The following is a 24,591-nucleotide window of genomic DNA, read 5'->3' as shown; positions in this document are numbered from 1 at the left end:
GCGCGCAACCATCGAACTACACAAGGAATGACAGTGAAAAAAATCTTGGCGGCTTTGACCGTGGCCCTGCTGGCGGTGTCGGCAGGCGGCGTGCAGGCGAAGGATTGGTCGACGATCCGCTTCGGCGTCGACGCGAGCTATCCGCCTTTCGAATCGAAAGGCCCAGACGGCAAGGTGGTCGGCTTCGACGTCGATCTCGGCAACGAGATCTGCAAGCGTGTGAAAGCAAAGTGCGTGTGGATCGAGAACGACTTCGACGGCATGATCCCGGCGCTGAAGGCGCGCAAGTTCGACGGCGTGCTGTCGTCGATGTCGATGACGCCGCAGCGTGAAGAGCAGATCGCGTTCTCGTCGAAGCTGTTCAACACGCCGACGCGCCTCGTCACGAAGAAGGGCGCGAACCTGATGCCGACGGCCGAGTCGCTCCAGGGCAAGACGGTCGGCGTCGAGCAGGGCACGATCCAGGAAACCTACGCGAAGGTCCACTGGGCGCCGAAGGGCGTGAAGGTGCAGCCGTACCAGAATCAGGACCAGGTCTACGCCGACCTGATCGCGGGCCGCCTCGACGCGGCGCTGCAGGACGCGGTGCAGGCCGACATCGGCTTCCTGAAGACGCCGCGCGGCAAGGATTACGCGTTCGCCGGCACGGACCTCGACGATCCGAAGACGCTCGGCGAAGGCGCGGGCATCGGCCTGCGCAAGGAAGACACCGACCTGAAGGCGAAGATCGACAAGGCGATCGCCGACATGCGCAAGGACGGCACGTACGACAAGATCGCAAAGAAGTACTTCGACTTCGACGTTTACGGCAAGTAAGCCGGCGCGCGGGCGGCGCGCCAATGCGGCGCGCCGCGGTCGCGGCGGGAACGGGCTTCGCTTCGCGGCGAAGCCCGTTTTTTTCATGCGATTGCCGCCCCCGGCCGGCCAAGCCGCTACGCAGCCTCCATCAACGCGCGCATGAACGCCTCGAAACCCGGCAGCACGCGCAGGTTGCCATAACCGCTGATGTGATCGCCGTCGAAAAACAGCGGCCGCGCGCCGTCATACGCGGAGCACGTCCTCTCGCCGCACAGAAGCGGCAGCGGATCCCATACACGAACGTCCGGCACGTGCGCCGCGATCCGCGCGTATGCCGCCAGCACGGGCGCCCGCAGCGCGTCGATCTCGCCGCGGCTGATGAGCGGGCCGCGCGCGCAGATCGCATTGCGCCGATTGAACCAGTCCGAGCAGCGGTACGGCACCGTCCGGAACACGGGCGGCGGCGCTTCCAGCACGATCCGCGCGCCTCTTCGCTCGATGTCCCCCAACACGGCAATCGCATCGGCAATCGCCCGTTCGCGCGCTTGCGCCGCCTCGCGGCCGAACGACAGCCGGTGCGCGTCGTCGTCGCCGACGAACGCCCATTGCGTGACGAGCCGTGGCAGCCGAAGCGACGGAAGAAACACGACGTCTCCCGGCTCGAGTCTCGACAGCATGTCGTTCTGCGCCGCGTCGCCGTACCGGCGGCACCCGGGATCGCCGCGCTCGCGCCACGGCTGAAGGCTGACGAACGGGCAGCCCGCGTTGTTGTACGAATAGACCGTGATGCCCGTGCGCACGACGAACTGCTTGAACATGCCCGCATACGCCATCGCGTGCGAATCGCCTATCACGAACAGGCGATGCCTGCTTTCCGGCGGCCGGCCGCAATGCTTGCGCGTGTAGATCCATAGCTTGCCGCCGCTCACGTCGCGCTCGTCGACGTCGGCGACGCATCCCGGATACGCGGCGTTCGTATCGATGCCGTACGGATACCAGTCGAGCCGATGCCGCGCGACCGTGCTGAGCGAGAGCTGCGGCTGCGCGACGGCCAGCATCGACGAGAACGCCGCGCCCGCCGCCATCGCGCCCGCTCCCCACGCGAGCACGGCGAAGCGAGGCGCGCGGCGCGCCGCCGCGCCGCGCCGCAACGGCGTCTCGACGAAACGGTACGACGCGCTCGCCAGCGCGAACGCCATGAGCAGCGCGCTCGCCTTGCTGCCTGCCGAATCGAGCCCGGCCGTCCAGCGGAACACGACGAAGACCGGCCAATGCCACAGATAGAGCGAATACGACATCCTGCCGACGAACCGCAGCGCGCGGTGCTCGAGCACCGCGGCGATCGGGCCCGCACGCGCGCGCCCGTGCAGCAGGCCGAGCAGCCCGAGCGTGCCGGCGACGGGCACGATCGCGCCGGGAAACGGATAAAGCGCCGGCTTCGATGCGACGCATCCGGCCAGCACCGCAATCGCCGACGCCCACAGGCCCGCTCCGATCCCGAAAGCCGCCGCCGCGCGCGCCGCCGGCTTGCCCGGCGAGCGGCCGAAGCGCGCGACGCACTGATACAGCAGCACGCCCGCCGCGAGTTCCCAGAAGCGCCCGAAGATCAGGTAGAACGCTTGCGCGTGCTTCGCGGGGCCTGTCCAGACGCTCCACGCCAGCGACGCGCAAAGCCCCGCCGCGAACAGCGCGGTCGACACGTATCGGCGCTTCCCGCCCGCGAGCCACGTCCGGAACAGCAGCGGGAACAGCAGATAGAACTGCTCCTCGACGCCGAGCGACCATGTATGCGTGTACGGATTGAATTCGGCCTTCGGCGAAAAATAATCGCCGCCCGGCGCGCCGAGGATCACGTTGCTCAAGCCGAAGAACGCGAGCAGCCCGGTCGTCCGGTTCCGGTCGCTCAGGTAGGACGCCGGAATGAAGAGCGTCGAGATCAGCGCGGTCGCGAGCAGGACCGCGACGAGCGCGGGCAGGATCCGCCGCATGCGCCGCGCGTAGAAAAACAAAAGAAATTGCCCGAACGACATCGACCCGCGGTCCGCAACCGACGCGCTCACGACGAAACCGGAAATCACGAAAAAAATGTCGACGCCGGAAAACCCGCCTGGCAGCCAGCGCGCGTCCAGGTGATACAGCATGACGGACAGCACCGCCCACGCGCGCAGACCGTCGATGTACGGCAGATAGGCGGTTTTTCCGCGCGCGACGGGCTCGCCGGCCCGGCTGCCCGGCCACTGCAATTCGCTCACTGACATAGGATCGATCCTCGGCCGAGCCTGAGCCGCCGCGGTTCGCGCGGCGAAAAAAATCGACGCCCCACACGTGCTGCGGCAAACAGTGTATCGATTAAAAAATCGTCATAATTTTGATCCGGCGCGTGCGCCGACTTCGACGCAAGTCATTGATCGAGCAGAAAAACCGCAATCGGCCGGCACAAGCTTGGTGCAGCCGCGACGATCCACGTACAATCGTTCATTCACCGACATCGAACGACGCCGCGGCGGCTGCGCCGCTGCCTCCCATCATGCAAACGCAGACCCATCCGCTGATCTCGCCGGCCGTCGGCACGGCGCGCCACATCACGAGTTTTCATTACGGCCCGCGCAGCGGGAAGAAGGTGTACATCCAGGCGTCGCTGCACGCGGACGAACTGCCCGGCATGCTCGTCGCGACGCTGTTGCGCCGCAAGCTCGCGGTGCTCGAGGCGGCGGGCAGGCTGCGCGACGAGATCGTCGTCGTGCCGGTCGCGAACCCGATCGGCCTCGCGCAGCACGTGTTCGGCGATCATCTCGGCCGCTTCGAGCTCGGCTCGATGCAGAACTTCAACCGCAATTTCCATGACCTCGCCGCGCTCGTGATCCCGCGCATCGAAGGGCACCTCACGCACGACGCAAGCGCGAACCTCGCCGCCGTGCGACGCGCGATGGGCGAGGCGCTCGCCGAGCAGAAGCCGCGCACCGAGCTCGAATCGCAGCGGCTCGCGCTGCAGCGTCTGTCGTACGACGCCGACATCGTGCTCGACCTGCACTGCGACTGCGACGCGGTGATGCACATCTACACGAATCCGGACCTGTGGGAAAACGTCGAGCCGCTGTCGCGCTATCTGGGCGCGAAGGCGTCGCTGCTCGCGCTGAACTCGGTCGGCAATCCGTTCGACGAGATCCACAGCTTCTGCTGGTCCGAGTTGCGCAGCCGCTTTGGCGAGCGCCATCCGATCCCGAACGGCACGATCTCGGTGACGGTCGAGCTGCGCAGCGAGCGCGACGTGTCGTACGAGCTCGCCGAGCACGACGCGCAGGCGATTGTCGAATACCTGACGCTGCGCGGCGCGATCGATGGCACGCCCGCGCCGCAGCCGCCGCTCGAATTCGCGGCAACACCGCTCGCGGGCACCGATCCGCTCGTCGCGCCGGTGTCGGGCGTGATCGTGTTCCGCACGCCGGTGGGTGTGTGGATCGAGGCGGGCCAGGACGTGGCTGACATCGTCGATCCGCTGACCGATCGCGTCGTCACGCTGAAGAGCAGCGTGTCCGGCGTGCTGTACGCGCGGCAGATCGCGCGTTTCGCGACGGCCGGGATGGAAGTCGCGCGGATCGCCGGCGCGACGCCGATCCGCACCGGGTCGCTGCTGTCGGCCTGAACGGACCAGTCGGCGTCCGTCGCAAAGCAGTGGCGATCCGCGGCGGGTCCTGGCGGATCGCAGCGGATCGCGATGGATCGTGGCCGCACGCGGCAAGCCGCGGCCGGATGCCGCGGTGAGCGATCGCCCACCCGCACGCGCCGCCGCGTCTTCGGACGCGCGCAGCGCGCCGTCCGCCCCTGTCGGCCTGTTCGTCAGAACGCCGGAATGATCGCGCCGTTGAATTTCGTTTCGATGAATTTGCGCACGTCGTCCGATTCGTACGCGGCGACGAGCTTCTTCACCCACGGCTTGTCCTTGTCCTGCGCGCGCACGGCGATCAGGTTCGCATACGGGCCCTTCAGATCCTCGATCGCGATCGCGTCCTTCACCGGCGACAACCCCGCCTTCACCGCGTAGTCGGTATTGATCGACGCCGCGTCGAGGTCCGGCAGCGCGCGCGGCAGTTGCGCGGCGTCGAGCTCGACGAGCTTGATCTTCTTCGGATTCTCGGCGACGTCGAGCGGCGTCGCGTTCACGCCGTTCGCGCCGGCGCCCGGCTTCAGCTTGACGATGCCGTACTTCTGCAGCAGCAGGAGCGCGCGATTGCCGTTCGACGGATCGTTCTGGATCCCGACTTTCGCGCCGACGGGCAGATCCTTCAGCGACTTGAGCTTCTTCGAATAGAACCCCATCGGCGACGTGTACGTCAGCCCAACGTTCACGATCCGGTAGCCGCGCTGCCTGATCTGGCTGTCGAGGAACGGCTGGTGCTGGAAGCCGTTCGCGTCGAGGTCGCCCGCGTCGAGCGCCGCGTTCGGCTGCACGTAATCGTTGAATTCGATCACCTTGATCGCGAGCCCGTCGCGCGCGGCGACCTTCGTGACTTCCGCCCAGATCTGCGCGTCGGGGCCGCTCATCGTGCCGATCTTCAGCGCCGGGCCGCCCGCATGCGCGAGCGTCGCGGCGATCGCCAGCACTGCGCCGCCGGCCGCCCGGCGGATGATCGAAGCAAATCGTTGCATCGCTTGTCCTCGCATCCCGTCATGTGGAAAGCGCGCATCGTCGCATGTGGCGCCGAACGGACAAACCAAGCAATTTTCATACATATATTCCTGCGCCCGGTCAATCAACCAGCGAAATCGGCATAACGCGGCCGGCGCAAATCGCCATCATCACGTGTGGCGTGGGCGCGACACACTGTGAACATGACAGCAATTGTCATATTCATTAAGCGCCCCGTCGATACAGTGCGCTTCCGTTCCCCTTCCAAACGCCTTAAAGAGCGCCGCGGAACCGCAAACATTCTTACTGCTCGGAGATTTGCCTTGAACAAGAAACTGTTGACCACCGCTATCCTCGCCGCAACCGCGAGCGCGGCACACGCACAAAGCAGCGTGACGCTGTACGGCCTCATCGACGCCGGCGTCAGCTACGTGAACCACAGCAAGAGCGCAGGCGGCAGCAGCAAGCTCTTCAAGTACGACGACGGCATCGCCCAGGGCAGCCGTTGGGGCCTGCGCGGCGCCGAAGACCTCGGCGGCGGCCTGAAGGCGATCTTCGTGCTCGAAAACGGCTTCAACAGCGGCAACGGCACGATCGGCCAGGGCGGCGCGATCTTCGGCCGCCAGGCCTATGTCGGCCTGTCGCACAAGGACGCCGGCACGCTGACGTTCGGCCGCCAGTACTCGTTCACGACCGACATCCTCGGCTCGAACTACTCGACGGGCGGCAATACGGTCGCGGGCAACTACGCGTACCACGTGAACGACATCGACCAGTTGACGTCGAGCCGCATCAACAATGCGGTGAAGTTCCAGAGCGCGAACTACGCGGGCTTCACGTTCGGCGCGTTGTACGGCTTCTCGAACTCGACGTCGTTCGCGGGCGCGCCGGCGACGACGAACGGCACGACGACGACGCCCGGCTCGTCGCGCGCATACAGCTTCGGCCTGAACTACGCGAACGGCCCGATCGGCCTGGGCGCCGCGTACACCGACATCCGCTATCCGGGCCAGGCGACGCCTGCGTTCACGACCAACATCGCGAACCTGACGATCAGCAACGTGCGCGACCTGCGCAGCTTCGGCGTCGGCGGCCGCTACATCTGGGGCCCGGCAACCCTCTGGGCGCTGTGGACGAACACGCGCCTCGAGCCGGTCACGGGCGGCAGCACGACGTACAACGCATACGAAGCGGGCGGCAAGTACGCGTTCACGCCGGCGCTGTCGGCCGGCGTCGGCTACACGTACTCGCGCGTGTCGGGTGCGAACTCGGGCCACTGGAACCAGGTCAACGGCGCGCTCGACTACGCGCTCAGCAAGCGCACGGACGTGTACCTGCTCGCGATCTACCAGGAAGCGTCGGGCAACAACCTGCAAGCGCAGATCGGCTCGAGCACGAGCTACTTCAACACGTCGGGCACGGGTTCGAAGAACCAGTTCGCCGCACGCGTCGGTATCCGCCACAAGTTCTGAGCATTCGCTCGACAACTCGCGGCACACTACGGCAAAAACGCCCCGCCTCGCGCGGGGCGTTTTTTTTGCCGCTTTTAAGTTTCGCTTAATTCTGGGTTGAGAGGATGCTCACACCCCCCCTGTTGGCCGCCTGAGCATCGGCGGCTTTTTTTTATCCGGATTGCGGCGGCGAAGACCGTCCAACGCAAGACAGGATCGGAGGAAACGATGGTCGAAGATACCGTTTTCAGCAGCCTGCGCACGTTACTCACGCACGAGCACGCGTTCCCGGTGCAAAGCTGCCGCGTGTCGATCGCGATGCAGCGCCCGTGGGGGCGCCCATACCGGCTCGTCGAATGGACGATGCACCTCGATGCGCCCGCGCGTCGGCGCATCGTGCCGGCCGAGAGCACCGAGGCGGAAATCGCCGAGGCGGTCGCGTCGCACGTGCCCGGCCGCCTGTACGAAGGCGGCACCGCGCTGTACTGACCGCGCGCAGGCGTTCGCCGCGCCCGCGGCGCGCAAGCCGTACCATAACGACGCGCGATGCGGCAAGACGCGATTCGGCCCGATCGCGCGAAGAGCCGGCCGACGATCATTGCTGTCGCTTTTTTCGCTTTATTACCGTTTATTTCCCGGCCGCCTGCCGCGCCGTTCGTCTTCGGTCTCGATCCGTGCGTCGCCGGGTCCCGTTCATACGTCGGTCAAATCTGCTACGCTGCGCGTTTTCGATTCACACCCTTTTTGATGGAAAACGCCTTCAACGAACGCGGCGTCACGGTCACGCGCAACAGCCTGTCCGCCGCAGGGCAAATTTTCGCACTGCGCGAGATCCGCGGCGTCGAGGTTCGCACCGTCAGGAAGAACAAGATCGTGCCGTGCGCGATCTCGCTGACCGGCGCCGCCGCCGCGGCCGCGGGCGGCACGTTCGGTTCGGGCGCGCTGCTCGTCGCGGGCGTGATGCTCGTTGTCGTCGGCTATCTTGCATGGACGACGCAGGACGTCACGCACCGGCTGATCGTCGACATGCCGGACGGCAAGCACGAGGCGCTCATGAGCGTCGACCGCGATTTCGTCGAGCGCGTCGTGCACACGGTGAACGCCGCACGCGCGGCAACCGCGGCAGCTTGACGCACCCTCCCGCCCTCTTTCACGATTCGCGCCGCGCCCTCGCACGCGTGTTCGTCGAGCCGGCCGCCCGAGAACGCCGCGTCGCATGCGCTGCACCGCGCACTCGGCTTCGGCGAGACCGAGCGGATCGTGTTCTTCCGCAAGACGCTCGTGCGCTGACGCAGCGGCCTGCCCGTTTTCAGGTCAACCGCGCGCCGATCGAGCTCGCGATGCTGCACAGAATCAGGCAGCACGACGCCGCACCCGCATCGAGCGTGCCGACCGACCGCTCACCGAGCCTCGACGCGCGCCCGATCCTCGCCTGCAGCCAGCGCGTCGATTCCTTGCCGCGCTCGGCGGCCGCGCTCATCGCGGCGAGCGCGTGCCGGAAATCGTCGCCCGCGCGCAGCGCCTCGTGAAACGCGGCATTGGCGGGCGCGAGCGTGTCGATCAGCGTCTTGTCGCCGACCTTCGCATCGCTGATCGCCTGCACGCCGGCCAACCCCGCGGACAACGCTTGCCCGAACAGCGCCGCGTCGAGCGTGTCGCGCCCCTTGAGCGCCGCGGCGAAATCCAGGAAGAAGCTGCCGTAAAGCGGTCCCATCGATCCGCCGATCCCGTCCATCAGCGACGTCGACAACACGTCGAGCGCATCCGGCAGGCTCGTCGCGCCGCGCGCGTCGAGCCGCGCGCCACACTGGCCGAAGCCCTTGCTCATGTTGATGCCGTGATCGCCGTCGCCGATCGCCGCATCGATTTCGGACAGGTGATCGCGATTGCGCTGGATCACGTCGACGAGTTCGCGCACGACGAAACCCGCGCCGGCGAGCGGCAGGCGCTGAACGGTGGCGGTATTCATGCGCGTTCTCCCACGGTGAGGCCGATGCTGCTGCACGGCGCGGCGAACAGTTGCTTCAGCTCGTCGTCGAGCCGGGTGATCGTCAGCGTGACGCCCATCATCTCGAGCGACGTGAACAGATTGCCGACGAGGCGAAAACCGATCTTCAGCCCCGCCGCCGCGAGCCGTTCCGCTACTTCGGCGTACAGAATGTATTGCTCCATCAGCGGCGTCGCGCCGAGCCCCGACACGAGCACCGCCACCTCCTCGCCGCGTTCGAGCGGGAAATCCGGCAGCACGATGTCTAGCATCATCGCGGCCATGTCCTTCGCGCTCACCGTGCGCATCACGCGCACGCCGTGCTCGCCGTGATGACCGATGCCGACTTCCATCTCGCCGTCGGCGATGTGGAAGTTCGCCTTGCCGTTCGCCGGAATCGTGCACGCGGACAGGCCGATGCCGACCGAGCGCGTGTTGTCGATCGCCTTCTTCGCGCTCGCGACCACGGCGTCGAGATCGCCGCCCGCCGCCGCCCTCGCGCCGCCCGCCTTCCACATCAGGATCTCGCCCGCGACGCCGCGCCGCTTCGCGCGCTCGTCGCGCGGCGCCGACGCGACGTCGTCGTTCGCGACGACGGTCTTCACGTCGATGCCCTGCGCGGCCGCCATCCTGACCGCCATCTTCACGTTCATGTTGTCGCCCGCGTAGTTGCCGTACAGGCATGCGACGCCCGCGCCGCGATCGGCGCGCCGGAACGCGTCGAGAAAGCTCTTCGCGGTCGGCGACGAGAAGATCTCGCCGACCGCCACCGCATCGACGAGCCCCGGCCCCGCGTAGCCGAGAAACGCGGGCTCGTGCCCCGAGCCGCCGCCCGTGACGACGCCGACCTTGCCCGGCACCGGCTTCGCAACGCCGATCACGCGCGGGTTGTCGGCGTCGAGCGAGAGCGCCGGATGCGCGGCGACGATCCCTCGCAGCATGTCCTCGACGACATAGTCGGGATGATTGATGACACGATTCATGCAGTTAACCTCGCGGATCCAGGACGACCTTCAACGATTGCTCGCCGCGCTCCATCACCGCGAACGCGTCGGCGAAGCGCGACAGCGGGAACGTGTGCGTGACGATGCCGCGCACGTCGATCTTGCGCGACGCGATGAACTCGATCGCGCGCGGGTACATGTACGGGCCGAGATGCGAGCCGAGCACGTCGAGCTCCTTGCGGTCGCCGATGATCGACCAGTCGACGCTCGCGTCGTCGTTGAACACGCTGAACTCGACGAAGCGGCCGAGCTTGCGCAGCATCGCGAGCCCCTGGCCGACCGCGCGATGGTGGCCGGTCGCCTCGATGTAGATGTCGCAGCCGTAGCCTTCGGTGATCGCGCGGATCTTCTCGATCACGTTCTCCTCGCCCGGATTCCATACTTCGTCCGCGCCCATCCTGAGCGCGAGCGCCGCGCGCTCCGGCTTCATGTCGAGCACGATCAGCTTCTTCGGATGGCGCAGCCGCACCGCGCCGATGATGCCGAGCCCGAGCGTGCCCGCGCCCGCGACGACGACCACGTCGTCGAAGCCGACGTCCGCGCGATCGGCCGCGTGCAGCGAGCACGACAGCGGCTCGATCAGGATCGCCTCGTCGGTCGGGATCGAATCGGGCACGCGGTGCACGATCGCCTCCTTCGTGAAGATCATGTACTCGGCCATCGCGCCGTGCACGTTGTTCTGGAATCCGTACAGATCGTGCTTCTGGCACATCCAGTACTGGCCGTGCCCGCAGAAGCGGCAGCCCCAGCACGGCACGATCTGCTCGGAGATCACGCGCTCGCCCACCTTCACGCCGCGCCGCTCGGCGAGCGGCCCGAGCGCGACGACGCGGCACACGAACTCGTGGCCGGGAATCATCGGCGGCTTCACGTAGCGCGGCTGCACCGCGTCGCCCCAGAACGACGGCGCGCCGCGGAACGTCTTGATGTCGCCCATGCAGATGCCGACGCGCTCCACTTCGGTCAGGATCTCGTCCGGCCCCGGCTTCGGCACCGGCACCTGTTCGAGGCGGTAGTCCTGCGGGCCGTGGCAGACCACGGCGCGCATCGTGGCGGGCAGCGCGGGCGCATCGCTGCGCTCGGCCGCGCGTTGCGGCGGCGCTTCGGCTATCTGTGACATCCAACGTCTCCTGAGTATTGGTCGATCGGTTCCGGAGTTCCGGCAATGACGGCGGCCGCCGCGCGGCCCGCCGCCGCTTCAGCGCACCGTGTAGCCGCCGTCGATGACGACGTTCTCGCCCGTCATCATCGCGGCCGCGTCGCTCAGCAGATAGAGCACGAGCGCGGCGATCTCGCCCGGCTGCGCGAAGCGACCGGCCGGGATCTCGCGCTTCGCGCGCTCGCCGGCTTCGCCCGCCCACGCCTGCTTGCCGAGCTCGGTCTCGACGATCGTCGGCGACACCGCGTTCACGGTGATCCCGTGCGGCGCCCATTCGAGCGCGAGCACCTTCGTCATCCCGACGATCGCGGCCTTGCTCGCGCAATACGCGGCATGCCGGTCGAGGCCGACGACGCTCGCCTGCGACGCGAGATTGACGATCCGCCCGCCGCGGCCGCCCGCGATCATCTGCCGCGCGACCGCCTGCGCGACGAAGAACGACGCCTTCACGTTGATCGCCATCGTCGCGTCCCACGCGGCCTCGCCGACGTCGAGCGCCTTGTCGAGCAGCGCGACGCCCGCGCTGTTGACGAGCATGTCGACGCCGCCGAAGCGCGACGCGACAAGCTCGACCGCCGCCTGCGCGGCCGAGCAATCGCGCAAGTCGAGCGACATGCCGCTATGGCGCGCGGCGCCGCCTTCGAGCGTCGCCGCGATCCGCATCGTCTCGGGATGCCGATCGACGAGCGCGACGCTCGCGCCGCGCTGCGCGAGCAATTGCGCGCACGCGTGCCCGATGCCCGCCGCGCCGCCCGTCACGAGCGCGACGCGCCCCGTCAGATCGAACGCCCTGTCCCAGAGATTCGTCATGGCCGCCGCCCTCAACCGCCCGTGACCTGCTTGTACAACTGATCGGCGTTCGCCGGCGTGACGGGCACCCACGGCAGGATGTAGCGCTTCGCGGTGCCGCCGTCCCACTTCAGATCCTTCGCGTAGCGCTGCCAGATCACCGACTGCGGCTTGTAGCTCGCGCCGACGAGCTGCCGCAGCACCAGATCGAGCGCGCCTTGCGACTGCGCCTGCGCGTCCTGCAGGAACGTCGTGATCTCGCCGCGCTTCGCGGCCTGGATCGCGTCGGGCATCCCGTCGATCGACGTGATCGGAATGTCCTTCGGCGTGAGCCCGCGATTCTTGATCGCCTGCAGCGCGCCGAGCGCCATGTCGTCGTTCTGCGCGATCACGCCATTGATCTGCTTCGGATGCGCGTTGAGCCAGTCTTCCATCAGGTTCATCGCTTCCGCGCGCGACCAGTTCGCGGTCTTCTTCTCGATCACCTTGATGCCCGGATATTTCGCGAGCACCTCCATCTCGCCCTTCTCGCGATCGATCTGCGCGGACTGGCCGATCGGCCCCTGGATGATCACGACGCTGCCCTTGCCGCCGATCCGCTTCGCGAGCGCTTCGGCCTGCAGGCGGCCGCCCTCGACGTCGTCGTTGCCGATGTACGGCACCTTCGGCGTCGCTAGCATCGTGTTCGATGCGATGAGCGGCGTGTCCGACGCCCCCGCGCGCGTCGCCACGCCGATTCCCGCCTTCGTGTCGATCGGCACGAACAGGATGCCGCTGTACTGCTGCGTGAGCATCGTCTCGATCTGGTTGTTCTGCGTGAGCGCGTCGTAGTTGCCGTCGAACACCGTGAGCTGCACGGCGCCGCTCTTCACCGCGGGATGCGCCTTGATCTCGCGCACCCAGTTCTGCATGAACTGGCCTTTCATCCCGTAGACCGCCGCGCCGACGCGATAGGGTCCGCTCGCCGCGTGCACCGCGCCCCCCGCCGCCATGATCGCGAGCGTCGCGCCGAGCGCCGCGGCCGCCGCGATGCGGCCGAACCAGGTCTTTCGTGTTTGCATTGTCGTCTCCTCCGGGTAGGAATGCGCTGCGTCAGCGCTGCTGTTTGCGGGCCACGTCGATGAGCACGGCCAGCACGATGATGAGTCCCTTGGCGATCTGCTGGTAATACGACGACACGCCGAGCAGATTCAGCCCGTTGTTGATCACGCCGATCAACAACGCGCCGAACAGCGTGCCGACGACGCCGCCCTGTCCGCCCGACAGGCTCGTGCCGCCGATCACGACGGCCGCGATCGCATCGAGCTCGTATGACACGCCCGCCTGCGGCAGCGCGGACGTCGTGCGCGCGGCGAGGATCATCCCCGCGAGGCCGGCGAGCGCGCCCGACACGACGTACACCGAGAACACGACCTTGCGCACGCCGATGCCGGACGTCCGCGCGCTCTTCTCGTTGCCGCCGACCGCATACAGATAGCGGCCGTACGTCGTGTAGCGCAGCACCCACCAGCACGCGAGCGCGACCGCCGCGAAGATCAGCACCGGCATGCCGAGCGGGCCGAGCTTGCCGATGCCGAGCGACAGATAATCGTCGGGCAGGTTCGCGACGGGGCTGCCGTCGTTGACGATGTACGTGACGCCGCGCGCGACGCTCAGCATGCCGAGCGTCGCGACGAACGGCGGCACATTGAAGCGCGCGATCGTCACGCCGTTGATCGCGCCGAGCGCCGCGCCGCATGCGATGCCGACCGCGAGCGACGCCGCGAGCCCGTGCCCCGCCGCGCCGGCGAGACCGCTCACGATGCCGGCGAGCGCGAGCACCGAGCCGACCGACAGGTCGATGCCTTTCGTCAGGATCACGTATGTCATGCCGATCGCGAGAATGCCGTTGATCGACGTCTGCCGCAGGATGTCGCTCCAGTTGCGCCACGTGAGGAAGTACGGGCTCGCGAACGCGAGCACGACGCACAGTGCGACGAAGATGATCGGGATGCCGAAGCGGCTCGCGAGCTCCGCGACGTTGACGCGCCTGGGCGCCGCGCCGAGACGGGACAGGGTCTGAGTGTTCATGGTCTTGTTCATGAGGCGAGATGGAGCAGGGATTCCTGAGTGGCGCCGTCGCCCGGGCGGACGGCGGCGACGCGGCCGCCCTTGAACACGGCGATCCGGTCGCTCAGATACAGCAGCTCGGGCGCCTCCGACGACACGACGATCACCGCGCCGCCGTCGCGCGCGAACGCGTCGAGGAGCCGATAGATCTCCTGTTTCGCGCCTTCGTCGATACCGCGCGTCGGCTCGTCGCAGAGCAGCAGCATGGGCTCGGTCGACAGGCATTTCGCGAGCACGACCTTCTGCTGGTTGCCGCCGCTCATCGCCGATACGGGCATGCGCAGCGAAGCGGCCTTGATCCGCAGCCGCTCGACCATCGATTGCGCGAGCCGCCGCACGAGCGAGCGCCGGATCACGCCGCCGCGCGACAGGCGACGGTACGCGGCCATCGCGATGTTCTCCTGCACGCTGCCGGACAGCACGAGGCCCGAATCCTTGCGGTCCTCGGTGACGAGCGCGATGCCCGCGCGGATCGACCGCGCTGGCTCGCCGTGCGGCAGCGGCTTGCCGTCGAGCGTCGCGGCGCCCGCGTCGGGCCGCGTCAGGCCGTACACGCAATTGAGGAATTCGCTGCGGCCCGAGCCCATCAGCCCGTAGATGCCGAGGATCTCGCCGCGCCGCACGTCGAGGCTCACGTCTTCGAACTCGCCCGCGCGCGCGAGGCCCGCGACCTTCAGGCACGGCTCGCCGTGCGCGGGCCGGCGCGCCTTGTCGACGACGGGCATCTCGCGGCCGACGATCGCCCGCACGAGATGCGCGCGATCGATGTCGGCGAGGCGGCCGCTCTCGACGTACGCGCCGTCGCGAAACACCGTGTAGTCGTCGGCGATGTCGAACAGCTCGCTCAGCCGATGCGACACGTAGATGATCCCGGTGCCGTGCGCGGTGACGTTGCGGATCGCGGCGAACAGCGTCTCGGTCTCGCGCTCGCCGATCGCGGACGTCGGCTCGTCCATGATCATCACCTGGCAATCGTGGCTGAACGCTTTCGCGATCTCGACGAGCTGCGTCTGCGCGAGGCTCAGCCGCCACATCGGCGCGCCCGCGTCGATCGCGAAGCCGAGGCGGTCGAGCAGATCCTGCGCGCGGCGCTTCAGCGTGCGGAAATCGACGACGACGCGCGCGCGGGTCGGCTCGCGCCCGAGATACAGGTTCTCGGCGACCGTCATCCCCGGCACCGGCGACAGCTCCTGCGTGATGATCGCCATCCGGCTCGCGAGCGCTTCGGCGGGCGACGCGAAATCGACGTCGCGGCCGTTCAGCCGGATCGTGCCCTCGTCGCGGCGCAGGAGCCCCATCAGGATGTTCAGGAACGTGGATTTTCCGGTGCCGTTGCCGCCGCACAGCGCATGCACGCGCCCGGCCGCGAGGCTCAGGCGTCCGTCGCGCAACGCGCTCACGCCGTTGAACCGCTTCGCTACCTGGCTTGCTTCGAGCAGAACAGGAGTCACTGTCGTATCCCGGATGACGAATGAACTTTTGCTCATTCACGATGATTTGATACAGCGTGATCGCATGGTAATCATCGGTTTTTTCGAGTGTCAATTACTGGTAAACGCTAATCACAACCACAAATCACGTTCTATTCGTTTGATTTTCAAGAAAATTATCGATTCGACGTACCGTGTGATCAAAATTTCGCCCTTTGCCAAATGTTCAGACAGGTCGTTATAATTGCTCAACCCTGTGCATTTGCGCATTCACCCTGCCCTCCGGAGGTCCACCATGAAAGTGGCGATCGGCTGCGACGAAGCGGCCTACGCGCTCAAGGAGTCGATCAAGCGGCACCTGCGCGCGGCGCATCCCGAAGTCGAGCTGACCGACTTCGGCACGCACAGCGCGGACGAGGCGGTGCTGTACCCCGACATCGCGATCGAAGTCGCGCAGCGCGTCGCTACGGGCGAGTTTGCCCGTGCGATCCTGCTGTGCGGCACGGGCATCGGCGTCGCGATCTCCGCGAACAAGGTGCCGGGCATCCGCGCGGCGCAGTGCCACGACACCTACTCGGCCGAGCGCGCGCGGCGCAGCAACGACGCGCAGATCATCACGATGGGCGCGCGCGTGATCGGCACCGAGCTCGCGAACAGCATCGTCGACGCGTGGCTTAGGGCAGAATTCGACGGCGGCCGCTCGCAGCCGAAGGTGCAGCGGATCGCCGACTACGAACGCCGGGCGGACCTCACCCAGGCCGGCCCGAACGACGCGCACTGCGGTTCATGACGCCGCGCGGCGCGCCGCTCCACTCGATAACGACATGACGAACGAAGAACTCACGCAACTCGCGAAGTGCTATTACGTCGACGGGTTGACGCAGGAAGAACTCGCGCAGAAGTTCGCGATCTCGCGCCCGAAGGTGGGCCGGCTGCTCAAGCGCGCGATCGAGGAGGGCATCGTCGAGATTCGCGTGCGCCATCATCCGCGCGCGGTGCAGGATCTCGAACAGGAACTCGTCAAGCGCTTCGGCATCCAGCGCGCGATCATCTCGGTCGATCACAAGGATCAGGACAGCCAGCGCGAGCTGCTCGCGGGGCTCGTCGCGAGCTATCTCGACCGCGTGCTCGCGGACGGCACGATCGTCGCGGTCGGCATGGGCCGCAACGTGAGCGCGGTGTCGCGGCATGCGGTATCGACGACGCAGCGCAACTGCTCGTTCGTCTCCGCGATCGGCGGCTCGTATCGCGGCGGCGAGACGATGAACGCCGACCACATCTGCCGGCGCCTCGCCGCGCGCTTCGGCGGCGAGAGCGAGACGCTGTACGCGCCCGCGCTCGTCAATGATCCGCAGCTCTTCACCGCGCTGCTCGAGAACGACGTCGTGCGCCAGTCGCTCGACAAGGCGCGCCGCGCATCGATCGCGCTCGTCGGCATCGGCGACATCCTCGAGGACAGCAACATGGTCCGCATGGGCTGGTTCACGCCCGAGGAGATGGCGGAGGCGAAGCGCGCGGGCGCCGTCGGCGACATCATGGGCTACGACTTCATCGACATCCACGGCCGCCCGGCGACGACGATGCTGCGCGGCCGCGTGATCGGGCTCACGCTCGAAGACCTGAAGCGGATTCCGAACGTGATCGCGACCGCGAGCGAGCCGACGAAGGCGACGGGCATTCTCGGCGCGCTGCGCGCCGGCGTGATCAACACGCTCGCGACGACGCAGTCGATCGCGCAGACGGTGCTGAGCCTCGCGCAGGCGACCGAGACGGCGACCGCGGAATAACGCGCGTTTCACGCGCCGGCCGCCTGCGCGAAGCGGCCGGCGCTCGCGCGCAGCGCGCGTCAGAACGTGTGGCGCACGCCGATGCGCACGAGCGTCTGCGTATCGCCCGCCGACGAGATGCCGTTGCCGACGTCGCCGACCGACGCCGTCGCCGCGACGACGTTTCCGTACGCGTCGAGCGTCTTGCCGCTCGCCTTCTGATAGCCGACGAGACCATACAGCGCGGTGCGCTTCGACAGGTAGTAGTACGACGCGAAGTTCACCTGATGGTATTTCGGCGCGGACTGGCCGTCGATCGAGCTGCCGCGCGTGAAATCGTAGCCCGCCGCGACGCGCAGCTCGGGCGTCGCCTGCCACGACACGGTGCCGCCGATCGAGTTGTACGTCGCGGTGCCGTTGAACGTCGAGAACGCGCCGGATTTGTACTGCGTGTTGCTGTACGACAGGCCGAGCGTCACCGCGCCGATCTGATAGGTGCTCGCCGCCGCGACGATCTGCATGCTCTTCGCCGATGCGAAGCCTTCGTTGATCGACGAAGCGAACGTGCCGTCGTACGAGCCCGTCCACGCGCCGCCGTTCGCGCCATACGCGTTCGTCGCATACAGGTACGCGGCGCCGAGCGAGAACGGCCCGTTCACGTACTGGCCGCCGACGCTCCACGTGCTCTGGTTCTTCACGCTGCCCGCCTGATTGCCGAAGCCGTACAGCGCGCCGAACGTGAGGCCGCCGAACTTCGGGCTCACGTACTTGATCGAATTGTTCTCGCGCGCCTGGTTGTCGATGTTGTCGAGGTCGCCCGGATGCGCGCCCATGCCGGTCAGGAACGTGCCCGCGCTGATCGTGCCGACGAAGTCGACGATCGGATCGTACTGGCGGCCCATCGTGAGCGTCCCGTAGCGTTCGCTCGACAGCCCCATCCACGCCTGCCGGCCGAACATCCGCCCGCCCTGCCCCGCCTGTCCGGTGCCGATGTTGAAGCCGTTCTCGAGCTGGAACACGGCTGCGAGGCCGCCGCCCAGATCCTCCTTGCCCTTCAGCCCCCAGCGGCTGCCCGACCAGGTGCCGCTCGCGAAGCTGTAGCTCGACTCATTCCGGTAGCTGACGGGCGAGCCGAGCGCCCCCTTGCTCTGCGCGACGCGCTGGTCGCTCGTATAGCCGAGCCCCGCGTCGACGATCCCGTAGAGCGTCACCGTGCCTTGCGCATGCGCGCCGGCGCACACGCTCCCCGTCACCAGCAATGCTGCTGCCGCCTTTTTCATGAATAGGATTCCTTCCAAATAGAATCAAACGAATGAAGCGCCTTCATTCCCCCAAACCCCGATGCGGCTACGCCGAATCGGCGAGCCACTGCGCGACGCGCGCGAGCAGCGGATCGAGCGCGTCGAAGTTCTCGACGCCCGCCACCTGCGGCGCATCGCAAATCGTGAAGACCGGCTTGCCCCACTGCAGGCCGAGCGCGATCTCGGACAGCGTGCCGAGCCCGCCGCCGACCGCGATCAGGCACAGCGACGCGCGCGCGATCAGCGCGTTGCGCGTGATGCCGAGCCCCGTCGGCAGCGCGATGCTCAGATGCGGATTCGCGCCGTTGGCGTCGTCCTCGGGCAACAGGCCGATCGCAAGCCCGTTTGCGCGCCGCGCGCCGAGCGCCGCCGCCTCCATCACGCCGCCCTTGCCGCCGCCGACGATCGCGAGCCCCGTCGCGGCGAGCGCGTGCGCGATCGCCTCGGCGATGCGCAACTGCTCGCCGGTCGCGTCGCGCGGCCCGATCAGGCCGACCGGCATCAGATGGCGGCGCGGCCCCCGCTGGCGCAGCGCGACGCGCGCGAGCGCGTCGTCCGCATCCGGCTTGCGTTCAGTGATGTCGTCGCCCAACGTATTCCCCCATCGCGAGCACGCATGTGCACAGCGCCGTCAACACGATCGACAGCACGGCGGCCTGCGAAAAATCGGTCTGCCCGTCGGACAGCTTCAGGTACATCAGCAGCGGCAGGATGTTGATCTGCGTGCCGGCGAGCGCGAGCGCGGTGCCGTACGTGCCGAGCGCGATCGCCGTGACGAGGCACCACGCGGCCATGACCGACGGCCACAGCTCGCGCCACGCGACGTCGAGCCACGCGCGCCACGGCTTCGCGCCGAGCGACATCGCCGCTTCGAGCGGCCTGCGGTCGAGATTCGCGAATGCCGGAAACAGCATCAGCGCGACGCGCGGAATCAGGTAGTACGCATATGCGACGACGAGGCCGAACGTCGTGTAGATCATGCCGCCAACCTTCGCCGCATCCGCGCCGAAGCCGGCGAGCAGCGTCGTGACGAAGCCCGCGCGGCCGAACGTCAGGATGAAGCCATACGCGATCACGAGCCCGGAAAACGCAAGCGGCACGCCGAGCAGTGCGAGCGACCAGCGGCGCCGCGCGGGCGTCTGATCGGCAAGCGCCAGCGCGAGCGGCACGCCGACGCACGTCGACAGCGTGCCCGTGCCGACCGCGAGCGCGAGCGAGCGGCCGATCGCGTCGCCGACGAGCGGGTCGCGCAGCACGGCGGCGAACGCGCGGCCGCCTTCCGCGAACGCCGCGCTCACGAGCGCGGCGAGCGGCAGCACGAAGAAAAGCGCAAGCAGCCCGCCCGCCGGCGCCGCGCCGAAGCGGCGCAACAGGCCGCGTTCGAGAGACGATCGTTGCACGTCGCGCTCCTTACTGGCCAAGCGCCGCCTGCGACCACAGCCTGTCGACTTCGGCCTTGCGCGCGGCGGCCTTCGCGACGTCGAGCGGGCGCACCTGCGGCGCGTTCGGCATCTTCGCCGCGACGTCGGGCGCGAGCGCGACGCCCGGCACCGCGGGCCGCACGTAGCCGCGCGCGAACAGCGCCTGGCCGGCGTCGCTCATCACGAAGTTCAACCATAGCTGCGCGGCAGCGGGATTCGGCCCGTTCTTCACGAGGCTCATCGCATACGGCGCGGACACGCTGCCGTCCTGCGGAATCACGACGTCGACGGCGTCGCCCATGCCGTCCGCGTACTTCGCCTTCAGGCCGTCGTTCTCGTAGCCGATCAGGATCGGGATCTCGCCCTTGACGAACTTCGCATACGGCGTCGTGCCCTCGACGCGCAGCACGTTGCCCGCATTCTTCAGTTTTCCGAAGAACTCCGCGCCGGGCTTCGGATTGTCGACGCCGCCGCCGAGCGCGGACGCCGCCGCGAACACGACCACCTGCCCCTGCCCGGTCGAGCGCGGATCGAGATAGACGACCGCGTTCTTGTACTCGCGCTTGAGCAGATCGGACCAGCGTTGCGGCACGTTCTTCACGAGCTTGCGGTTGACGAGGAACGCGACGTTCAGCGAATGCACGGTGAACCAGCGGCCGTCGGCTTCGCGAAACACGGGTGGGAGCTTGTCGAAGTTGATCGGCTTGAACGGCGCGACGACGTCCTTGCCCGCCGCGTCGAGCGCCGATGCCGCGAAATAGTACGCGGTGTCCGCCTGCGGACGGCGGCGCGACTTGTCGAGCGCGACGACCGTCGCCGCCGAGCCGATGTCGTTGTACGTGAGCTCGATCTTCGGATAGCGCTTGCGGAACTCCGCGAACAGCGCCTTCCAGTTCGCCCATTCGGGGCCGGTGTCGAACGACACGACGAGCCCCTCGTCGGCGGCCTTCGCATAGAGCGTGTCTTCGCCCGCATAGAGCGGCGCGGCGGACGCGCCGTTCGCGGCGAGCGTCGCGCACATGCCGAACGCGAGCGCGGCGCGGCGCAGCGCCGTCAGAAATGATCGACTTGCAGACATCGTGAATCTCCGTTGAACGAAACAATCATTGCGCGCTGCCCTACGCGGGCAGCACGAGCAGATGGCGCGGCTCGATCGCGACGCCGCGCGCGGCGAGCACGCGGCCCTCGCACAGCAGCGGATGCGCCGCGCCATGCGGCACGAAGTCGTAGCGATGCGTCGCGCCGAAGTAGCGGACTTCGCCCAGCGCGCCTTCAATGCGGTTCACGCGCTGAGCGGGCGGATCGGGCTCCACGTGCTCGGGGCGCACCAGCACGGCGACTTCCGCGCCCGGCTGATGCGCGCCCGTGTCCGCGCACAGCGTCGCGAAGCGCACGTCGACCGTACCGCTCGATTGCACGCGGCCGCGCAGGATCGTCGAATGGCCGATGAAGCGCGCGACTTGCGCGGATACCGGCCGCTCGTACAGGCTGCGCGGCGTGCCCACTTGCAGCACGCGCCCGCCGTCGACGATCGCGACGCGATCCGCCATGCTGAGCGCCTCATCCTGATCGTGCGTGACGAAGAGCGTCGTCGCGCGGCACGCGCGCTGCAGCGCGCGGATCTCGTCGCGCAATTGATGCCGGATGCCCGCGTCGAGCGCGGCGAGCGGCTCGTCGAGCAGCAGCAGCGCCGGCTCGATCACGAGCGCGCGGGCAAGCGCCACGCGCTGCTGCTGGCCGCCCGACAGTTGCGTCGTGCTGCGCGCCGCATGCGCGGCGAGGCCGACGCGCTCGAGCATCTCGAGCGCGCGCCGCCGGCGCTCGGCGGCCGCGACGCCGCGCATGCGCAGCCCGTACGCGACGTTGTCGGCGACGGACAGATGCGGAAACAATGCGTACTGCTGAAACACCATGCCGACCTCGCGCCGCCACACCGGCACGCCCGCCATGTCGGCGCCGCCGATCGCGATGCGCCCGGCGTAGCCGTCGAGGAGGCCCGCGCTCAGCCGCAGCAGCGTCGATTTGCCGGAACCGCTGCGGCCGATCACGGCGAGCAGCTCGCCCGGCTGCGCGCGCAGCGTGACGGCGTCGACGCCGTGCGCCGCGCCGGGGTATCTGAAACTGACGTTGTCGAATTCGAGGCTCATGGCTTCACTTCAGTCGTTGCACGGTGTGGATCGACGCGAGCGTCGCGAATACGGCGAGCAGCAGCAGCACGACGGTCGCCGCGCAGGCAATGCCGGACGCGCCGTAGAACGCCTGCAGCAGCACGACGGGGAAATTGCGGTAGCGAAAGCCGGCAATCAGGTTCGATACCTGGAACTCGCCGATCGACAGCGCCGCGACCATCACGAGCCCGGAAAAGAGGCTCTGCCGCAAGTTCGGCAGCACGATCGTGAAAAACTGCCGCAGCGGCGGCGCGCCGAGCGTCGCCGCACAGGCTTCGAGCTTCGCGAGATCGAGGTGGCGCAGATCGCTCAACAGTGTCTGCAGCAGATACGGCAGCGTCAGCACCGCATGCGCGGCGATCATCAGCGGCAGCGTGCCGAGCCACGGCAGCGCGTCTGAGCCGAAGACCACGATGTAGCCGAAGCCGAGCGTGAGCGCCGGCACGCCGACCGGCATCAGCATCACGACGCGCGCGGCCATGCCGCGGCCGCGAAGCGCGCGATGATGCAGCGCATACGCGAGCGGCACGCCGACCACCGTGTCGAGCGCGCAGCACGCGAGCGCGACGACGAAACTCACGCCGAACGCGCGCCGGAAGCTCGGATCGGCGGCAAGTTCGGCGAACCAGCGCCACGTGAAGCCGACGGGCAGCAGCGTGTTCGTCCAGCTCTGCCCGACCGATCCGATCAGCAGCAGCACGATCGGCATCAGCAGATACAGCGCGAACAGCGCGACGACGCCGTTGACGACGATGGCGCCGAACGACGGGCGGCGCTTGCTGCGACGAAACGGAATACCGCCGGCAAGCTCGGCGGTGGTGGATGGACGCATGGCGGCACTCACGGGCGACGAAAGGAAGCGTCACGCGAAACGCCCGCCGGGGCAGGCGTTGCGCGGATCGCGACGACGGCCGCCAGTGTGGGCGCGCGACATGGCATCGTCATGAAAAAAACGTACAAACTCCGCATCGCTCTTTGCATCGACGGAATACTTCGCGATGAAGCATCTGTATCCGAACGTCGCCGAGCTGCATGCATTCGCCAGTTCTGCGAAACATCTGAATTTTTCGTACGCGGCGCGCGAGCTCGGCCTCACGCCAAGCGCGGTCAGCCGGCAGATCGCGAGCCTCGAGGCGCTGCTCGGCGTGAGGCTGTTCGTGCGCGAAGGCCGCAATCTCGCGCTCACGCGCGCGGGGCGGGTCTATCAGGCGCGCGTCGCGGGGCCGCTGCGCGAGATCGGCAATGCATCGCTCGAATTGCTGAGTGCGCGCGAGGACAGCGATCTGCTGACGATCGCGAGCGTGCCGACCTTCACGACGAAATGGCTCGTGCCGCGCCTGCCGCGCTTTCTCGAAACCGCGCCCGACCTCACGCTGAGCTTCCGGCGCCACCTCGCGCCGGGCGACCCGTTCCCGCTCGGGCTCGATGCAGCGATCCGCTACGGCGACGGCCGCTGGGAAGGCGTCCAGTGCGACTATCTCGACGGCCGCACGTTCGTGCCCGTGTGCGCGCCCGAATTCGCCGAGCGCCACGCGCTGCGCGAACCCGCGGACATCGCCGCCGCGCCGCGTCTCTTGCACGAGCAGGCCGAATGCGCGTGGCTCGCGTGGGCGGACCGGCATCGCGTCACGCAGATGAACGCGCTCGCCGGCCCGCGCTTCGAGCAATACTCGGTGCTGATCCAGGCGGCGCAGGCGGGGCTCGGGATCGCGCTCATTCCCGCGTTCCTGATTCGCGCGCCGCTCGCGGCCGGCACGCTCGTGCAGCCGCTCGACGCGCCCGTCGACGTCGACGAGCAGGGCCATTACCTGTGCTACGCGCCCGAGCGGCTGCAGACGAGCGCGTCGCTGCGGCTGCTGCGCGAATGGATCCTCGGCGAGTGCGCACACGCATGACGGGCATGGCGCGCATCGCGCCGCTTCGTCCGCGCCGCGGCCAGACGCCCGCGCTTCGCGACGCGGCGAAACCGCGCGCCGCTCGGCCGCTCGGCTTTTGCGCGCGGTGGACCTAGTATGAAGAGACGGGCGGCCCGCGATCCCACGGCGCCGCTGCGCTCTCTTCGACGGAGGTCGGCATGAACGTCCAGGCGCTGTCCGGCGTGCTTCACGCTCAGGAGTTGCTGTTCGTCTCGTTGATTCGCGTGCTTCCGCTCGAAACGCGCCAGGCGCTCGCCGACGAATTCGACCGGCAGATCCAGCTCGCGGAGACGTCGCGCCTCGAGGCCCCGCACGACCGGGAAGCGCACGACGCGTTTCTCGCGCACGTGCGCAAGCTGCTGATTCGGCTCGAATCGATGGCGTGACGCATGCCCGCGCGGGCGGATCGCGCGGCGGCGGTGCAACGCGGCGGGCTGCGAGCGGCGCGATATTCGCCGCGACGGCGACGCCGTGCGCGCGTCCCCGTCCTGACAATGCTCGACCGCTGGCTGACATCGCCCAGCCTCGCGCGCGCTGGCCTTAATCTCGCGGGCCCCTCTCGCCGAAGGCGCCGGTCGCGCCAGACCGTTAGTTGCGAACAATACGGCGCACGACGACGCTCGACATCGCCTTCAGCCGGGCAGCCTCACGACGCCCCCGTCACT

24 protein-coding genes and 1 pseudogene are annotated in these 24,591 nt (G+C 68.0%); 10 read left to right on the top strand and 15 right to left on the bottom strand.

The features are described from left to right. Window positions 1-33 precede the first annotated feature (33 nt). A complete protein-coding gene (locus WS92_RS04670) occupies window positions 34-816 on the top strand; it encodes an ABC transporter substrate-binding protein (RefSeq protein WP_015603626.1) in 783 nt (260 codons plus the stop codon). Window positions 817-932: 116 nt separating this feature from the next. Here the strand turns inward: WS92_RS04670 and WS92_RS04665 are convergent, their stop codons facing one another. After that, entirely contained in the window at window positions 933-3,056 is a 2,124-nt protein-coding gene (locus WS92_RS04665; protein WP_061083807.1) for an acyltransferase family protein, read from the bottom strand. A 269-nt stretch (window positions 3,057-3,325) separates the two neighbouring features. Between WS92_RS04665 and WS92_RS04660 the strand changes: the two genes are divergently transcribed. Next, window positions 3,326-4,441 carry a succinylglutamate desuccinylase/aspartoacylase family protein gene (locus WS92_RS04660; RefSeq protein ID WP_009914239.1) on the top strand — a complete coding sequence of 372 codons (1,116 nt, stop codon included), beginning with the start codon at window positions 3,326-3,328 and terminating at the stop codon, window positions 4,439-4,441. Window positions 4,442-4,635: 194 nt separating this feature from the next. Here WS92_RS04660 and WS92_RS04655 read toward each other — a convergent pair whose 3' ends face one another. Continuing rightward, window positions 4,636-5,445 (bottom strand): MetQ/NlpA family ABC transporter substrate-binding protein, encoded by an 810-nt coding sequence (locus WS92_RS04655; RefSeq protein WP_006029034.1) that lies wholly within the window; start codon window positions 5,443-5,445, stop codon window positions 4,636-4,638. A gap of 303 nt (window positions 5,446-5,748) precedes the next feature. On the opposite strand from WS92_RS04655, the gene WS92_RS04650 reads away from it, so the two are divergent. The 4 genes and pseudogenes from WS92_RS04650 to WS92_RS36350 form a co-directional block, all read left to right on the top strand. After that, the gene (locus WS92_RS04650) at window positions 5,749-6,897 is read left to right on the top strand and encodes a porin (RefSeq protein WP_006029035.1); all 1,149 of its coding nucleotides are present in this window, start codon (window positions 5,749-5,751) and stop codon (window positions 6,895-6,897) included. Between the two features lie 207 nt (window positions 6,898-7,104). Next, a complete protein-coding gene (locus tag WS92_RS04645; protein WP_006029036.1) occupies window positions 7,105-7,365 on the top strand; it encodes a DUF2866 domain-containing protein in 261 nt (86 codons plus the stop codon). A gap of 258 nt (window positions 7,366-7,623) precedes the next feature. Then, window positions 7,624-8,007, top strand: coding sequence for a DUF6232 family protein (locus WS92_RS04640; protein WP_059933272.1), 384 nt, complete (start codon window positions 7,624-7,626; stop codon window positions 8,005-8,007). A 63-nt stretch (window positions 8,008-8,070) separates the two neighbouring features. Beyond that, window positions 8,071-8,166 (top strand): annotated as a pseudogene (locus WS92_RS36350) (N-acetyltransferase); the annotation flags it as partial. Between the two features lie 19 nt (window positions 8,167-8,185). Here WS92_RS36350 and dhaL read toward each other — a convergent pair. The 7 genes from dhaL to WS92_RS04605 all read right to left on the bottom strand — a co-directional run bounded on the left by dhaL (window position 8,186) and on the right by WS92_RS04605 (window position 15,411). Next, complete coding sequence (gene dhaL / locus WS92_RS04635; protein WP_015603110.1) at window positions 8,186-8,845, bottom strand: dihydroxyacetone kinase subunit DhaL; 660 nt, start codon at window positions 8,843-8,845, stop codon at window positions 8,186-8,188. Beyond that, complete coding sequence (locus WS92_RS04630; protein WP_059933275.1) at window positions 8,842-9,846, bottom strand: dihydroxyacetone kinase subunit DhaK; 1,005 nt, start codon at window positions 9,844-9,846, stop codon at window positions 8,842-8,844. Before WS92_RS04630 ends, dhaL begins: the two co-directional genes overlap by 4 nt. A gap of 4 nt (window positions 9,847-9,850) precedes the next feature. Next, window positions 9,851-10,987 (bottom strand): MDR/zinc-dependent alcohol dehydrogenase-like family protein, encoded by a 1,137-nt coding sequence (locus WS92_RS04625; RefSeq protein ID WP_059933279.1) that lies wholly within the window; start codon window positions 10,985-10,987, stop codon window positions 9,851-9,853. Between the two features lie 78 nt (window positions 10,988-11,065). After that, entirely contained in the window at window positions 11,066-11,836 is a 771-nt protein-coding gene (locus WS92_RS04620; protein WP_006029041.1) for an SDR family oxidoreductase, read from the bottom strand. Between the two features lie 11 nt (window positions 11,837-11,847). Then, window positions 11,848-12,876 (bottom strand): substrate-binding domain-containing protein, encoded by a 1,029-nt coding sequence (locus tag WS92_RS04615; RefSeq protein ID WP_059933283.1) that lies wholly within the window; start codon window positions 12,874-12,876, stop codon window positions 11,848-11,850. Window positions 12,877-12,907: 31 nt separating this feature from the next. After that, a complete protein-coding gene (locus tag WS92_RS04610) occupies window positions 12,908-13,897 on the bottom strand; it encodes an ABC transporter permease (RefSeq protein ID WP_006029043.1) in 990 nt (329 codons plus the stop codon). After that, on the bottom strand, window positions 13,894-15,411 hold the full coding sequence (locus tag WS92_RS04605) for a sugar ABC transporter ATP-binding protein (protein ID WP_059933287.1): 1,518 nt from the start codon (window positions 15,409-15,411) through the stop codon (window positions 13,894-13,896). The genes WS92_RS04610 and WS92_RS04605 overlap by 4 nt, the downstream gene beginning before the upstream one ends. A 238-nt stretch (window positions 15,412-15,649) precedes the next feature. Between WS92_RS04605 and rpiB the strand changes: the two genes are divergently transcribed. Continuing rightward, on the top strand, window positions 15,650-16,144 hold the full coding sequence (gene rpiB / locus WS92_RS04600) for a ribose 5-phosphate isomerase B (protein ID WP_059933289.1): 495 nt from the start codon (window positions 15,650-15,652) through the stop codon (window positions 16,142-16,144). A 34-nt stretch (window positions 16,145-16,178) separates the two neighbouring features. Then, the gene (locus WS92_RS04595; protein WP_059933292.1) at window positions 16,179-17,141 is read left to right on the top strand and encodes a sugar-binding transcriptional regulator; all 963 of its coding nucleotides are present in this window, start codon (window positions 16,179-16,181) and stop codon (window positions 17,139-17,141) included. Window positions 17,142-17,200: 59 nt separating this feature from the next. Here WS92_RS04595 and WS92_RS04590 read toward each other — a convergent pair whose 3' ends face one another. The 6 genes from WS92_RS04590 to WS92_RS04565 all read right to left on the bottom strand — a co-directional run bounded on the left by WS92_RS04590 (window position 17,201) and on the right by WS92_RS04565 (window position 22,842). Next, window positions 17,201-18,400, bottom strand: coding sequence for a porin (locus WS92_RS04590; RefSeq protein WP_009914233.1), 1,200 nt, complete (start codon window positions 18,398-18,400; stop codon window positions 17,201-17,203). Between the two features lie 67 nt (window positions 18,401-18,467). Further along, window positions 18,468-19,013 (bottom strand): SLOG cluster 4 domain-containing protein, encoded by a 546-nt coding sequence (locus tag WS92_RS04585; protein ID WP_059933295.1) that lies wholly within the window; start codon window positions 19,011-19,013, stop codon window positions 18,468-18,470. Beyond that, window positions 18,994-19,821 carry an ABC transporter permease gene (locus tag WS92_RS04580; protein WP_059933646.1) on the bottom strand — a complete coding sequence of 276 codons (828 nt, stop codon included), beginning with the start codon at window positions 19,819-19,821 and terminating at the stop codon, window positions 18,994-18,996. Before WS92_RS04580 ends, WS92_RS04585 begins: the two co-directional genes overlap by 20 nt. A gap of 10 nt (window positions 19,822-19,831) precedes the next feature. Beyond that, window positions 19,832-20,920: an extracellular solute-binding protein gene (locus tag WS92_RS04575; RefSeq protein WP_015602743.1), complete on the bottom strand. Its 1,089-nt coding sequence runs from the start codon at window positions 20,918-20,920 to the stop codon at window positions 19,832-19,834. Window positions 20,921-20,960: 40 nt separating this feature from the next. Continuing rightward, window positions 20,961-21,989 carry an ABC transporter ATP-binding protein gene (locus tag WS92_RS04570; protein ID WP_006029051.1) on the bottom strand — a complete coding sequence of 343 codons (1,029 nt, stop codon included), beginning with the start codon at window positions 21,987-21,989 and terminating at the stop codon, window positions 20,961-20,963. 4 nt (window positions 21,990-21,993) lie between these two features. After that, the gene (locus tag WS92_RS04565; protein WP_006029052.1) at window positions 21,994-22,842 is read right to left on the bottom strand and encodes an ABC transporter permease; all 849 of its coding nucleotides are present in this window, start codon (window positions 22,840-22,842) and stop codon (window positions 21,994-21,996) included. 166 nt (window positions 22,843-23,008) lie between these two features. Between WS92_RS04565 and WS92_RS04560 the strand changes: the two genes are divergently transcribed. Beyond that, window positions 23,009-23,905: a LysR substrate-binding domain-containing protein gene (locus tag WS92_RS04560; protein ID WP_059933298.1), complete on the top strand. Its 897-nt coding sequence runs from the start codon at window positions 23,009-23,011 to the stop codon at window positions 23,903-23,905. A 179-nt stretch (window positions 23,906-24,084) separates the two neighbouring features. Then, complete coding sequence (locus WS92_RS04555; RefSeq protein ID WP_006029054.1) at window positions 24,085-24,312, top strand: hypothetical protein; 228 nt, start codon at window positions 24,085-24,087, stop codon at window positions 24,310-24,312. The last annotated feature ends 279 nt before the right edge of the window (window positions 24,313-24,591 follow it).

This window comes from Burkholderia sp. MSMB1588, assembly GCF_001546925.1.
In the GTDB taxonomy this organism is placed as follows: domain Bacteria; phylum Pseudomonadota; class Gammaproteobacteria; order Burkholderiales; family Burkholderiaceae; genus Burkholderia; species Burkholderia humptydooensis.
Note: the sequence above shows the minus strand (reverse complement) of the source record. Positions and strands in the feature narration are given on the sequence as shown.

Bases quoted from the DNA above. Each gene is read 5' to 3' on its own strand.
- WS92_RS04660 (WP_009914239.1), top strand. From the start codon at position 3,326: ATGCAAACGCAGACCCATCCGCTGATCTCGCCGGCCGTCGGCACGGCG.
- WS92_RS04590 (WP_009914233.1), bottom strand. From the start codon at position 18,400: ATGAAAAAGGCGGCAGCAGCATTGCTGGTGACGGGGAGCGTGTGCGCC.
- WS92_RS04565 (WP_006029052.1), bottom strand. From the start codon at position 22,842: ATGCGTCCATCCACCACCGCCGAGCTTGCCGGCGGTATTCCGTTTCGT.
- WS92_RS04630 (WP_059933275.1), bottom strand. From the start codon at position 9,846: ATGAATCGTGTCATCAATCATCCCGACTATGTCGTCGAGGACATGCTG.
- dhaL (WP_015603110.1), bottom strand. From the start codon at position 8,845: ATGAATACCGCCACCGTTCAGCGCCTGCCGCTCGCCGGCGCGGGTTTC.
- WS92_RS04640 (WP_059933272.1), top strand. From the start codon at position 7,624: ATGGAAAACGCCTTCAACGAACGCGGCGTCACGGTCACGCGCAACAGC.
- WS92_RS04665 (WP_061083807.1), bottom strand. From the start codon at position 3,056: ATGTCAGTGAGCGAATTGCAGTGGCCGGGCAGCCGGGCCGGCGAGCCC.
- WS92_RS04655 (WP_006029034.1), bottom strand. From the start codon at position 5,445: ATGCAACGATTTGCTTCGATCATCCGCCGGGCGGCCGGCGGCGCAGTG.
- WS92_RS04625 (WP_059933279.1), bottom strand. From the start codon at position 10,987: ATGTCACAGATAGCCGAAGCGCCGCCGCAACGCGCGGCCGAGCGCAGC.
- WS92_RS04605 (WP_059933287.1), bottom strand. From the start codon at position 15,411: ATGAGCAAAAGTTCATTCGTCATCCGGGATACGACAGTGACTCCTGTT.
- WS92_RS04615 (WP_059933283.1), bottom strand. From the start codon at position 12,876: ATGCAAACACGAAAGACCTGGTTCGGCCGCATCGCGGCGGCCGCGGCG.
- WS92_RS04620 (WP_006029041.1), bottom strand. From the start codon at position 11,836: ATGACGAATCTCTGGGACAGGGCGTTCGATCTGACGGGGCGCGTCGCG.
- WS92_RS04575 (WP_015602743.1), bottom strand. From the start codon at position 20,920: ATGTCTGCAAGTCGATCATTTCTGACGGCGCTGCGCCGCGCCGCGCTC.
- WS92_RS04570 (WP_006029051.1), bottom strand. From the start codon at position 21,989: ATGAGCCTCGAATTCGACAACGTCAGTTTCAGATACCCCGGCGCGGCG.
- WS92_RS04555 (WP_006029054.1), top strand. From the start codon at position 24,085: ATGAACGTCCAGGCGCTGTCCGGCGTGCTTCACGCTCAGGAGTTGCTG.
- rpiB (WP_059933289.1), top strand. From the start codon at position 15,650: ATGAAAGTGGCGATCGGCTGCGACGAAGCGGCCTACGCGCTCAAGGAG.
- WS92_RS04645 (WP_006029036.1), top strand. From the start codon at position 7,105: ATGGTCGAAGATACCGTTTTCAGCAGCCTGCGCACGTTACTCACGCAC.
- WS92_RS04595 (WP_059933292.1), top strand. From the start codon at position 16,179: ATGACGAACGAAGAACTCACGCAACTCGCGAAGTGCTATTACGTCGAC.
- WS92_RS04610 (WP_006029043.1), bottom strand. From the start codon at position 13,897: ATGAACAAGACCATGAACACTCAGACCCTGTCCCGTCTCGGCGCGGCG.
- WS92_RS04560 (WP_059933298.1), top strand. From the start codon at position 23,009: ATGAAGCATCTGTATCCGAACGTCGCCGAGCTGCATGCATTCGCCAGT.